The 12,757-nt window shown below is 75.0% G+C and carries 6 protein-coding genes; 4 read left to right on the top strand and 2 right to left on the bottom strand.

Annotation, left to right across the window (positions count from 1 at the left end):
- Positions 1–16: 16 nt before the first annotated feature.
- Together BLW14_RS14725 and BLW14_RS14730 are read right to left on the bottom strand one after the other, a co-directional pair.
- The gene (locus tag BLW14_RS14725; RefSeq protein WP_093707753.1) at positions 17–3,400 is read right to left on the bottom strand and encodes an AfsR/SARP family transcriptional regulator; all 3,384 of its coding nucleotides are present in this window, start codon (positions 3,398–3,400) and stop codon (positions 17–19) included.
- 341 nt (positions 3,401–3,741) lie between these two features.
- Positions 3,742–5,853 carry an asparagine synthase-related protein gene (locus BLW14_RS14730; protein WP_107468440.1) on the bottom strand — a complete coding sequence of 704 codons (2,112 nt, stop codon included), beginning with the start codon at positions 5,851–5,853 and terminating at the stop codon, positions 3,742–3,744.
- Positions 5,854–7,109: 1,256 nt separating this feature from the next.
- On the opposite strand from BLW14_RS14730, the gene BLW14_RS14735 reads away from it, so the two are divergent.
- The 4 genes from BLW14_RS14735 (at position 7,110) to BLW14_RS14750 (ending at position 12,709) form a co-directional block, all read left to right on the top strand.
- Positions 7,110–8,693, top strand: a complete 1,584-nt coding sequence (locus tag BLW14_RS14735) for an NsdA family TPR-like regulatory protein (RefSeq protein WP_093707755.1) — start codon at positions 7,110–7,112, stop codon at positions 8,691–8,693.
- A gap of 91 nt (positions 8,694–8,784) precedes the next feature.
- A complete protein-coding gene (gene lhgO, locus BLW14_RS14740) occupies positions 8,785–10,035 on the top strand; it encodes an L-2-hydroxyglutarate oxidase (RefSeq protein ID WP_093707756.1) in 1,251 nt (416 codons plus the stop codon).
- Positions 10,036–10,152: 117 nt separating this feature from the next.
- Positions 10,153–10,995: a tRNA (guanosine(46)-N7)-methyltransferase TrmB gene (gene trmB, locus BLW14_RS14745; protein ID WP_018521881.1), complete on the top strand. Its 843-nt coding sequence runs from the start codon at positions 10,153–10,155 to the stop codon at positions 10,993–10,995.
- A gap of 73 nt (positions 10,996–11,068) precedes the next feature.
- Entirely contained in the window at positions 11,069–12,709 is a 1,641-nt protein-coding gene (locus BLW14_RS14750; protein WP_177153980.1) for a PrsW family intramembrane metalloprotease, read from the top strand.
- Positions 12,710–12,757: the final 48 nt, after the last annotated feature.

Here is a 12,757-nt window from a genome sequence, read left to right on the forward strand (position 1 = left end):
CCGGTCCGCTGCCCCTTCACGGCAGGTCCGCGACGATGCCCTCCAGCAGACCGATGACGTCGTCGAGGGTCAGCGCACGGCCGGCGGCGATCTCCTCCTCGTAACGCGCGTCGCCCAGCGTCTCCCGGCACACGCGCTCTGCCGCGTCGATCTCGGCCTGCTCCCCCTCGGTCCTCCGGCTCGACGTCCGCCGCCAGTCGTCGGCGGCGGCGAGGATACGGACGGCGGCCGCCTCGTGGCCCAGCCTCGACAGGACCGTCACAGCACCGTCCGCCAGTTGCCCGGTGACGATCTCGGCGCACTGCGCCTCCCTCGCCGCGACGAGGGACGCGGTCAGCCCGCGCACCCCGGCGACCGGGCCGCCCTCCGGCCCCGGCTCGTGCACGGCGACCCGGGCCGACAGGCCGCCCATCGCCACGGTGAAGTGCGACGGCGGACCGCCGCGCCCGGCCTCCTCCATCGCCGCGTCGACCCGGCGCCGGGCGTCCGCGATGTCGCCCCGGTGGAACGCCATGATGGCGCGCAGGTAGTGGACGTACGCGGTGGCGTCGTGCGCCTGGTGGCGCTCCGCCTCGGCCTCCGAACTGTCCAGCCGCTGTTGGGCGTCCACCATGTCGCCGGTGCGGTAGGAGAGTTCGGCCAGCCGGGCCAGATGGAACGGGGCCTCGGCATGGGCGCCGACCTCGCGGGAGAGCAGCAGCGCCTCCTCGTACGCGGCGCGGGCCTCGTCATAACGGCCGCGCATCATGCCCGCCTCGGCCACCGCGCTCGCGACCTGCGCCCGCATCCAGCGGTCCCCGACGCGGCGGCCCAGGGCGCGCAGTTCGTCGAGGTCGTCGTCGATGCCGGGCATACCCCCCGGCATGTCGACCAGCATGTGCGCGCGGAACATCAGGATGACGCCGTACTCCCACGGGCCGCCGTGCGCACGGGCGTTGTCGACCGCCTTGTCGATCTTGGCCCGGGTGTCCTCCGACGTACCGGTGAGATACGAGGTCATCGGCCAGAGCAGCCCCGGGAAGCGGACGCTCTGGGCAGGTGAGGCGGCGAACACGTCGGCCACCCGGATCACGAGCGCGTGAAGCGCGGGATCGTCGTACGCCGTCGCGGCCTGCCCGCTCTCCGCCGCGTAGAAGAACCACAGCAGGTGGAGGTTCATCCGGGGCCAGTACCGCGGGTCCGACTCGTCGGTGGGCTCGGGACCGATCGAGCGGGCCTTCCGGGTCCAGGACAGGCCCTCGGGGCGGTAGTTGCGCAGCCACCAGAACCAGCCCATCCCGAGCACCAGACGGGCGGCCTCCGCCTCGGAGTGGGCGGCAGGGTCCATGGTGCGATGGAGGGCTGCCCGAATGTTGTCGAGCTCGGTCTCCAGGCTCTGGATCCAGGGCAGCTGGTCGCCGGAGCGCAGGCGCGGCTCGGCCTCCTCGACGAGGGCGAGGAAGTACGCGGTGTGCGCCCTCTCGGCAGTCGCGCGGACCTCGGGGGCCTCGGCGGACCGCTCGGTGGCGTATTCGTGGATCGTCTCCAGGAGGCGGTAGCGCATCGCGCCGTCCGCCGCCGGGGCGGCCACGACCAGGGACTTGTCGACGAGCGCGCCGAGCAGGTCGGCGGTGTCGGACGGTGTCCTGATGACGGCTTCGGCGGCGGTCAGGTCCCAGCCGCCCGCAAAGACGGAGACCTGGCGCAGGGCGGTGCGCTCGTCCTCGTCGAGGAGGTCCCACGACCAGTCGACGACCGCCCTCAGGGTCTGCTGGCGGGGCAGTACGGTCCGGCTTCCGCCCGTGAGCAGCCGGAACCGGTCGTCGAGCCGGTCCGCGATCTGACGCGGTCCGAGCAGGCGCAGCCGGGCGGCGGCCAGTTCGATGGCGAGCGGCAGCCCGTCCAGCCGGCGGCAGATCTCCGCGACGGCTTCCGCGTCGTGTGCGGGCTCGTGGTCGGGGTCGAATCCGGGGCGTACGGCCCGGGCACGTTCGGTGAACAGCCGGTGGGCGGGATCGGCCGGGAGCGGACCGACGGGGCGTACGGACTCACCGGGGACGGCGAGCGGTTCCCGGCTGGTGGCAAGGACGCGCAGGTGCGGGCACCGGGTCAGCAGCGTCTCGGCCAGCGCGGCGGCGGCCCCGATGACGTGCTCGCAGTTGTCGAGGATGAGGAGGACCGGTGCCGGGCGGGAGCCGTGTCCCAGGCGGTCGACGAGTAGGTCGACCGGGTCGGTGCGCGGGGGTACCCCGTCGAGCGTGGTGTCCCGCAGCAACGTGGTCTCGCGCAGCCCGAGCGCGGAGAGCACGGCATCCGGGACGGCCTCGGGGTCTTCCACGGGGGCGAGTTCCGCGATCCAGACGTCCGGTGCCGGAGTGCCGGGGGCGGGCTCATGGCGGGCCGCTGACTCCTCGGCTAGGCGGGTCTTGCCGGAGCCACCGGGGCCGGTGAGGGTGACCAGCCGCGACCGGGTCAGATCATCGTGGATGGCGCGCAGTTCGGGCTCGCGCCCCACGAAGGAGGTCAGCCGGGGGCGGAGATTGCTCCGACCGGGTTTCACGTGAAACAACCCGGTTTCGGCGCGGTCGGGCGTGGGGGTCAGGAGTTCGCGGTGGAGGGCCGCGAGTTCGGGCCCGGGATCGGTGCCGAGGCCGTCGGCGAGGGCACGGCGCGCGTCCTCGTACGCGGCCAGCGCATCGGCCTGCCGGCCGTCGGCACGCAGGGCCCGTATGAGCTGTGCCCGGAAGCGCTCGTCGTACGGATGGGCGGCGGCCAGCTCCGTCAGCTCAGCTGCGAGAGACGCGGCGGGCGGGGCGGGCGGGACCGAGGCGTCGGCTTCCGGTGAGACCGCGCCGGGGGCGGCATCCGTGAGACCTGCACCTCCGGCGCCGTGGGAGTCGCAGGCGTCGCCCGCCGTCACCCGACGCAGGTCCGCCTCGATGCGGCGTTCCAGGGCGGCCAGGCGGTGGGCCTCGGGGCGGAGGGCGTGGCCCCGGTCTCCGTCGGGCAGGTCGGCCAGGGCCGGGCCGCGCCAGAGCGCCAGGGCAGTACGCAGAGTGCGGGCGGCCTCCTCGGGGGCGCCCGCCTCCAGCTCGGCGCCGCCCTGCCGGGCCAGCCGCTCGAACACGTACAGGTCGACGTCGTCCGGGCCGGCCGTCAGCCGGTAGCCGCCCGGGGTACTGGCCAGCACCTCCCGGCCGAGCACTCTGCGCAGTCGGCCGACGAGGGCCTGGAGTGCGGCGAGCGCGTCGGCCGGGGGATCGTCCGCCCAGACGTCGTCAACGAGATCGGCGACGGGCACTGGGCGTCCCGGGCGCAGGGCAAGGGCGGCGAGAAGGGCACGCAGCCGGCTGCCGCCGAGGGGCAGCACGCCACCGTTCTCGTCTCGCGCCTCGGTGGCGCCCAGGATCAGATACCGCACGCCACCATTGTGTCCCGGCGGCACCCCGGGTGAGCCGTGGTCGGACGGACCGGGAGGTCTCCGGACGATCCCTCCGGACCTGCTGGCCGGCCGCGAAGAGGCAAGGGCCCGAGCCGCCCCCGCGCACTCGACCGGCCCCGCGACAGCCGCGCTCAGTCCTGCAACAGACACCCGGCCCCGCGGCAACCGCACTCAGCCCTGCAACAGACACCCCGCCGCACTCAGCCCCTGCAACAGACACCCCGCCGCACTCAGCCCCTGCGACAGACACCCGGCCGCACTCAGCCCCTGCAAGGGAGCGCCTGGCCGCGTTCAGTCCCGCAACAGGCACCTGACCGCGCTCACCCCTGCAACGACCGCCGCGCCGGGACCACGCCCCCCGCCACCGCGCGCTGGCGCGGGGCCGCCGTGCCCGTCCAGCAGGTGCCGCGTCGTGAGACGAGCCGGCGCAGCCACAGTTCCGTGGAGGCCAGCTCGGCGAGGCCGTCCAGCGGCAGCGGCTCGCCCTCGGAGGCGGCGCGCAGGGCCTTGCGTACGACCCGGGCCTCCACCAGGCCGGCGTCGGCGAGCAGCGGGGCGTCGAAGAGGGCGATCAGCTCGGGCAGGGCGGCACGCAGGCCCGTCCGGGTCACCGCGGTAGAGGTGTGCTGCGAGGGGGCACCCCAGCCGGGGGGCAGCTCGTGGATGCCCGCGCCGGCCAGCACGCGCCGCAGGATCGCCGCACGGGCACCCGGTTGGACCCGCAGGGACTCCGGGAGCGCCCGGGCGGCGCGTACCACCTGGTTGTCGAGGAAGGGAGCATGGAGCCGCTGGCTGCGGATCTCGGCGGCCTGCTCCAGGATGCGGTGGTCGGCGGCGCTGCGCGCGAGGGCTGCCCTGGCGCGGGCCTCGCCGGGGCGCTGGACGGAGGAGGGGCGGATCGCCGCCTCCTGGAGGCGAACCGATACTTCAGCCAGCGCCTCCCCGGTCAGCCACCGGGCGGCCGGCCCCGGTCTCGACCAGGCGAGCGCGGCGAGCGAGGCGTCGGCCGGGGTGTCGAGTCCGGGAGCGATCCGGTTGGCGTCGGGCAGCCGGACGGCGGCAGTTTCGAGACCGGTGCGGTACGACGTACGGGCGAGCCGGCGGGCCGCCCGGTAGACGGTCAGCGGAACGAACAGGGACTGCGCGGAGGGCCCTTCGGCCTTGGCGAGGGCCGCGACCGGGCGCAGCAGGTGGCGGCGGCGCCGGTCCATCAGCAGGTCGGCGAGACGGGCCGGGTGGGCGTCGAGCACCTGTCGGGCACCGGCCCCCACGAAGTGGTCGGCGCTGCCCGCGGAGAGCCGGCGCCGGTGGCGTTCGGCCAGGACGAGCGAGGGAGCCGGCTCGTCGGTGAGCGCGCCGGCGCCCAGTTCGGCATAGGGCAGGGCCTCCTCGCCGGCCGCGACGACGACGTGGTGGAGCCGGGGGTTGGCCGCGATGGCGCGGGCGCGTTCGAGTTCGGGCTCGTGGGCGCGGGTCGTCAGGTCGTTGAAGGTGACGGCGAGCAGCCGCTCCCCCGCTCCGGTGCCGTGGCCCAGGATCGTGCCGGGCAGCCCGGGGAGACCGGCGGCGAGCAGGGCGAGGGTCGCCGAGGCGCTGCCACCGGAGAGGTCGGCGCCGATGCCGGGGACGGGGGCGCCGCGGGCGGCGCGGCGTTCGGCCGGTCCCATGCCGGGGACCGGGCCGGGGTCGGGCGGCAGGGTCTCCGGAGCGTGGCGCGGGGCGAGCAGCCGGGCGCGTACGGCTTCGACCAGCGCGTCGCGCACGCCGTCGACCGCGCTCACCGGATCGAGCTCGGGCGCGGCCACGGCGAGGGAGGCCACGGCCTCGTACCCGGTGATCTCGCGCGAGCCCTCGCGGAGGATCAGGGCGTGTCCGGGCGGGATGCGCTTCACGCCCGCGTAGGGGGTGCCGTCGCGCAGCGCCTCCGGGGTCTCGGGGCAGGCGAGCAGCGCGGCGAGGTGCCCGATGTCGAGCTGTGCCTCGATGAGGTCGGCGAGGGGGAGCGCGGCGGTGGCGTACGCCGTGCCGCCGGCCCAGGGAGTGTAGAAGACGGGGCGGGCTCCGGCGAGGTCGCCGACGACGGTGATCCGGCGGCCGATCTGGACGACGGCCGTGTAGCTGCCGGTCCACGCCGTGAGGTGGCGGAGGGCACCGCCCCGGGCGGCGAGCAGACCGACGCGCAGCTGTTCGTCGGTGGCGCCGCAGCAGCCGAGGACCGCGAGCCTGACCATGGGGGCGCCCTCGGCGGTGTCCACCCGGACCGTGCGGATCTCGTCGGGGCGCCAGTCACCGACCGCCCAGAGCGGATCGGGGTCGCCCCACAGGAGTTGGGAGCCCACGGGGTGCATCGTGCGCCCGTCGTCGCTGCCGCCGACCGCCCCGGCCGTGCCGAAGCTCGCGGCGATACTGCTCCAACCCACCAACCAACGCATCGCCGCCTCCACAGGCTGTGGACAAAAACGGCGCGGCAGGCAAGCACCTGGAGAACTCCGGTGACGATCGGCGCCGTTGCGGACATGCTGCCACGACAACGGCGCGCAGGAGTGGCTACGGACGGCGCACGTCGTGAGCGCATGCGCCCCTGGCAAAGGCCGCAGGGCGGACGCCGGGTCCGACGTCCCGCACACCGCCCGCGCGCGTCGCGCACCGGGCCAACGGAGCTGTCGATTCCGGGCGTTGCGTTCCCCGGTACCTCCTCGGGTGAACGGCTCGCTTCCGGCCATCGCCCGTAACCGGTGGGCACGGTCACCCGGAGGTACGCGCTTCCCCCGGCTCGACCGCATCCGACCGTCGACATCCGGCCAATCTCAGGCCCCCAAGGAACCGTTGGACCGGTGACCTTTTGACCTTTTCATCCTTATTCACACCAGTTCGGGCGGGTCTTCCCCCGTCGGCACACCCGGCCCGCCGCGCACCCGCCACTCGCCGGCGGAACACCCCCGCACCCCCGGGAACACACGGCCCGGGAGGCGGGCCTCGCCCCCCGGACCGGTTTCGCCGCCTGCGGGGAATGAGACGGCGTTATCCCCCAGCCCCCCGCGTACAGCGCAGCGGGCCGATCCACGCAGCACCCATGCAAGCGCCGCCCCGGGGGCCGGGCCAGAGCGCACGTACAGGCGCACGGCCACACACCGGGGGGCACGCGCGATGACCCCGCAAGGGCCTCCCGGAAGCAGCCGTGCACGAGGAGGACCGCACCGCACCCGTACGCCCCGCGCGCCGGTCCGCGCTGGTCGGCGGGCGGAAGCACAGCGGGCACCGAGCCCTTCCCCGCCGGGACGGCGACCATCCCCGAGCGGCCGCCGACCCGCCGGAGTTCCGGGCCGGCGACCTCCACTCCGCCTCCCCCGCTCCCCCGTCGTTCCCCCGCTTTTCCTTCGCTCTTCCTCCGTCGCGTGTTCGCCCCTGCCGCCCCGTACGCCCCTCGCGTCCTCCCCCGCCCCACAGCCCTCCCCGAGTGGCCGGGACGGACAACAATCCCGCCATACGGACGTCCAGCCCTTAACGGTAGGGATGCGACGAACTACGCTGGGTGCACTGATGTTCTCAGCAGGGCGGCATATTCCCCGGGGCACGGCCAAATGCGTGTGCGGGCGGAGTGACAGGGTTCGTCCCTGGGGAGAACACGGTACGAATGCCGCGCGCCGTGACGGTGACGCGGCTGCCGTCTGTGTGTCGAGGGGTGGCCATGTCCAGGGAGCAACGCGGACCGAACGAGAAGCTCGGCACCGTTCTCGCCCTCGCGGGAATCAGTAACGCCGGGCTTGCCCGGCGGGTCAACGACCTCGGGGCGCAGCGCGGGCTGACCCTCCGGTACGACAAGACGTCGGTCGCCCGGTGGGTGTCCAAGGGCATGGTGCCGCAGGGCGCCGCCCCCCATCTCATCGCCGCGGCGATCGGCGCCAAGCTCGGCCGGCCCGTCCCCCTGCACGAGATCGGGCTCGCCGACGCCGATCCGGCGCCGGAGGTCGGCCTGGCCTTCCCGCGCAACGTGGACGCGGCGGTGCGGTCGGCGACGGAGCTCTACCGGCTGGATCTGGCCGGGCGGCGGGCCGGCAGCGGCGGGATCTGGCAGTCGCTGGCGGGTTCCTTCTCCGTGAGCGCGTACGCCACACCCGCGTCCCGCTGGCTGATATCCCCCGCCGACCCGTCGGTGGCGCGTACACCGGCGACGGTCGGGGGGCAGCCGCCCGGCGCACAGGGCGCACCGGGGGCGCACGGCGCCGCCGGAGCACCCCCGCCGCCGGGTCTCCCCGAAGCGTCCCCCCAGCAGAACGGCACCGCACCGGCCCCCGGCCACAGCCTGCTGATCCCGAAGCAGCCCGGCCCCGAGTCCGGAGCCGACGCCTCCTCGCTGCGCGTGGGCCACAGCGACGTCTCCAAACTGCGCGAGGCCGCCCAGGACGCGCGCCGCTGGGACTCCAAGTACGGCGGCGGGGACTGGCGTTCCTCGATGGTCCCCGAGTGCTTACGGGTCGACGCGGCCCCGCTGCTGCTCGGCTCGTACAGCGACGAGGTCGGCCGGGCGCTGTTCGGCGCCGCGGCCGAGCTGACCCGGCTCGCCGGCTGGATGGCCTTCGACACCGGCCAGCAGGAGGCGGCCCAGCGCTACTACATCCAGGCGCTGCGCCTGGCCCGCGCGGCTGCCGACGTACCGCTCGGCGGCTACGTACTGGCGTCCATGTCGCTCCAGGCCACCTACCGCGGCTTCGCCGACGAGGGCGTCGACCTCGCGCAGGCCGCCGTCGAGCGCAACCGGGGCCTCGCCACCGCGCGCACGATGAGCTTCTTCCGGCTGGTCGAGGCCCGGGCGCACGCGAAGGCGAATGACGCGCCGGCCGCGGGGGCCGCGCTCAAGGCGTCCGAGAGCTGGCTGGAGCGTTCCCGCGAGGGCGACGCGGACCCGGCCTGGCTGGGCTTCTACTCGTACGACAGATTCGCGGCCGACGCCGCCGAGTGCCACCTCGACCTGAAGGCACCGCGCCAGGTCCGCCGCTTCACCGAGCAGGCGCTGTCCCGGCCCACCGAGGAGTTCGTCCGCTCGCACGGGCTGCGCCTCGTCGTGTCGGCGGTCGCCGAGCTGGAGTCGGGGAACCTGGACGCGGCCTGCGCGGCGGGCACCCGGGCCGTGGAGGTGGCGGGCCGCATCTCGTCGGCGCGCACCACGGAGTACGTACGCGACCTGCTGCACCGGCTGGAGCCTTACGGGGACGAGCCGCGCGTCGTCGAGCTGCGCGAACGCGCCCGCCCCCTGCTGGTCGCCCCGGCATAGAACCCCCGCCCTCGGGAAGCGCCACGCTGGCCGAACGGGTTTGAGCCCGTTGTCAGTGGGTCAGTGCACTATCGGGGTGGGAGGTGGCGTGATGATGACGCACGCGGCGTACGACTGCGATGTGCTGGTGATCGGCGGCGGGATCGTCGGCCTGTCGGCCGCGTACGCGCTCACGCGTGCCGCGCCCGGCACCCGCGTGACGGTGCTGGAGAAGGAGGATGCCCCGGCGCGCCACCAGACGGGGCGCAACAGCGGGGTGATCCACAGCGGGATCTACTACCCGCCGGGCTCGCTCAAGGCGCGGTACGCGCTGCGCGGCGGCACCGAGCTCGTCGACTTCTGCCGGGAGCACTCCATCGCGCACGCGGTGACCGGCAAGCTGATCGTCGCCACGGACCGCGCCGAGCTGCCCCGGCTGCACGCCCTGGTCCAGCGCGGCCGTGAGCACGGGCTGCCGGTGCGCGAGCTGGGGCCCGCGCAGATCGCCGAGTACGAGCCGAAGGTGCGGGGCCTCGCCGCGATCCGGGTCGGCACGACGGGGGTGTGCGACTTCGGGGCGGTCGCCGGACGGCTCGCCGACGAGGTACGGGGCGCGGGCGGCGCGATCCGGTTCGGCGCGGAGGTCACCGCGGTCGACCGCCGCCCCTGGGGCGTCGCCGTCCGCACGGCCGACGGCCTGGTGGTCCGGGCCAGGGTCCTCGTGAACTGCGCGGGGCTGCACTGCGACCGGATCGCCCGGCTGGCCGGCGACGACCCGGGCATGCGGATCGTGCCGTTCCGGGGGGAGTACTACGAGCTGGCGCGGCCCGAGCTGGTGCGCGGCCTCGTCTATCCGGTGCCCGATCCGGCGTTCCCCTTCCTCGGCGTCCATCTGACCCGGGGCTTCGACGGCTCCGTCCACGTCGGCCCCAACGCGGTGCCCGCGGCGGCCCGCGAGGGCTACGGCTGGCCGGTCGTCCGCCCCCGCGAGCTGATGGACACCCTCAGCTGGCCCGGCTCGTGGCGCATCGCCCGCCGGCACTGGCGGTACGGGGCGGGCGAGGTGCACCGCTCGCTGTCGAAGCACGCGTTCACGGAGGCCGTCCGGCGCCTCCTGCCCGAGGTCACGCATGAGGACCTGCGTCCTTCACCGGCCGGCGTCCGCGCCCAGGCCGTGCTGCGGGACGGCACCCTGGTGGACGACTTCCTGATCCGCGAGGCCCCGCACACGGTGCACGTGCTGAACGCCCCGTCGCCCGCCGCCACCGCCTCGCTGCCGATCGGCCGCGAGGTGGCCCGCCGGGCGCTGCTCCGGGCGCGGGCGGCCGGGTGGAAGCCGCCGACCCCGGCGAAGGCGGGGTGAGCGGCCGGGCCTGCCGGCGGACGCCCCTCCCCGCGCGGCCCCCTCCGCGCGCGGCCCCGTCGGCGGACGCCCTCTCCGCGCGCCGCCCCGTAGAATCAGGGCATTGTGTCTGAGCCCATGAACCCCTCCCGCCCGGCCTCCGGCGACCCCGCCGGGCCGGACGGCACCGCGCCCACCACCGCCGGAATCCCGGACGACATCCGGGCCGCGTCCCTGGAGCGCGCCCGCCGGATGCGCCAGGAGCCCCGCTTCCCGGGCGGTCCCGCGGCCGACCCGGCCGGCTCGCACCACGAGCGCCGGATCCGCAGCTTCCAGCCGCGCCGCAGCCGGGTCACGCCCGGCCAGCAGGACGCCCTGGAGCGGCTGTGGCCCAAGTGGGGCCTGGACATCGACGGGCTGAGCGTCCTCGACCTGCCCGCGATGTTCGACGGGCTCCCGGTGGTGCTTGAGATCGGCTTCGGCATGGGCGAGGCCACCGCGCAGATGGCCGCCGCCGACCCGGGCACCGGCATCCTCGCGGTGGACGTGCACACCCCCGGCCAGGGCAACCTGCTCGGCCTCGCCGACCGGAACGGCTCGGCCAACGTCCGGGTCGCCAACGGTGACGCGATCATCCTGCTGCGCGAGATGCTGGAGCCGGAGTCGCTGGACGGGCTGCGGGTGTACTTCCCCGACCCGTGGCCCAAGACCCGCCACCACAAGCGCCGGCTGATCCAGCCGGAGTTCCTGGACCTGGTCGCGGGCCCGCTGAAGCCCGGGGCGATCGTGCACTGCGCGACCGACTGGGAGCCGTACGCCGAGCAGATGCTCGAAGTCCTCACCGCCCACCCCCGCTTCGAGAACACGATGGCCGACGGCGGCTACGCCCCGCGCCCCGAATTCCGTCCGCTGACCCGCTTCGAGGGCCAGGGCCTGGGCAAGGGCCACGTGGTGCACGACCTGCTCTTCGCGCGCGTCTGACCGGCAGGGGCCGGCGCCCCGCGCCGCCCCATGCGCCATGGCCGTTGTCGGTACCGCTCGTTAGGGTCGAGGGGTGTCGGACGGTTCTGTTCAGCAGCGATGGCAAGGTCAGCCGGTCGTCCCCGTGCTCCAGGAGCAGCGGGTCGACGAGATTCTGGCTGCCGTGCCGGAGCGGAGCCAGTGGCGCTACCGGCCGCGCCACGTCGCCCCGTTGTGGCGGAACCGGACGTTCCGAGTGGTCGCCGTCTTCGCGGTGCTGGCGCTCTGCGGTGTGGTGATCCTGGCCCTGGTCCGCGACCAGACCGGGACCGAGGGGTTCCTCGTCGGCCTGGGACTGGCCGTGCTGCCGGTCCCCGCGCTGATGTCGGCCTTCCGCTGGCTGGGCCGGATCGACCCCCGGCCGTGGCAGAACCTCCTGTTCGCCTTCGCGTGGGGCGCGTGCGCCGCGGCCCTGGTCGCGATCCTCGCCAACTCCTTCGCCACCCGGTGGATAGCCGGATCGGACCCCGGCAACGCGGACACCCTGGGGGCCACGGTCATCGCGCCGGTCGTCGAGGAGAGCGCCAAGGCGGCGGCCGTCCTGCTGCTCTTCCTCTTCCGCCGACGGGAGTTCACCGGTCTCGTCGACGGCGCGGTGGCCGCCGGTTTCACCGCGACGGGCTTCGCCTTCACCGAGAACATCCTCTATCTGGGCAACGCCTTCGGCGAGGACCAGCAGATGGGCACCGCCTTCGCGTCGGTGACGGTGATGACGTTCCTCATCCGGGCGGTCATGACGCCGTTCGCCCATCCGCTCTTCACCGTCATGACCGGCATCGGTCTCGGGATCGCCGCGAGCACCGCGCCCGGCCGCCGGTTCAGGCGCATCGGGGCTCCGCTGCTCGGCCTGGTCCTAGCGATGGGCATGCACGCCCTGTGGAACGGCTCGGCCACCTTCACCCGGTACGGCTTCTACATCGTCTACGGGGCGTTCATGGTCCCCGTCTTCGGCCTGATCACGTGGCTCCTGGTCCGGGCGCGCCGGCAGGAGCTGCGCTCCCTGGCCGTCGAGCTCCCCGCGTACGCCGAGGCCGGCTGGCTGTCCCCCGACGAACCCCTCGCCCTCGCCTCGATGCGAGCCCGCGCCCTCGCCCGGAACGCGGCGCGCCAGCGGTACGCCACGGCGGCCGGCGCCTACCGCCGACCGCACCCGACGGCCCCGTACGGGCATCCGCACGCCACGGCCCCGTACGGCCACGCCCACGCCCCGGCCCACGCGAAGCACCCCAAGGAGGCCAAGGAGCACGGCAGGGCCGCGGCCCGTGCGGTCGCGGAGTACGAGGCGTTCGCGACGTCCCTCGCCTTCCTGCGCCGGCAGGCCGGCCGGGGCACGCCCGATCCCGACTTCGCCGCCCGCGAGCTGGAGCTGCTGCACCACCTGTGGCAGCGCCGGGACGTCGCGGGACCCGCCCTGGCGTACGCGGCCCGTGCCACGCACCGCCGGCCCCCGGGCTTCCCACCGCCGTGGCCGCACCACGCGTACGGACCGCACGCCTACGCCGTGGCCCCCGCTCCGTACCCGTACGGCGCCCCGGCCCCGTACGCCCCGCCCCCGTACGCTCCGTACGCGGTCCAGTCGTACGTCCGACAGCCCGTACCGCCGTACACCGCACCGCCGCCCCACACCCCGCCGCCCTACGCCGGCCCGCCGTACGCCGGCGGCCCGCCGGCCTGAGCCACTGCCGACGGGCCGCTGCCCGGGCGGGAAGCGGCCCGTCGGGAA

The organism is Streptomyces sp. 2131.1 (assembly GCF_900105515.1).
Taxonomy (GTDB): Bacteria; Actinomycetota; Actinomycetes; order Streptomycetales; family Streptomycetaceae; genus Streptomyces; species Streptomyces drozdowiczii.

Coding starts and splice junctions, on each gene's coding strand:
- BLW14_RS14730 (WP_107468440.1), bottom strand. CDS start 5,853: ATGCGTTGGTTGGTGGGTTGGAGCAGTATCGCCGCGAGCTTCGGCACG.
- lhgO (WP_093707756.1), top strand. CDS start 8,785: ATGATGACGCACGCGGCGTACGACTGCGATGTGCTGGTGATCGGCGGC.
- trmB (WP_018521881.1), top strand. CDS start 10,153: ATGAACCCCTCCCGCCCGGCCTCCGGCGACCCCGCCGGGCCGGACGGC.
- BLW14_RS14735 (WP_093707755.1), top strand. CDS start 7,110: ATGTCCAGGGAGCAACGCGGACCGAACGAGAAGCTCGGCACCGTTCTC.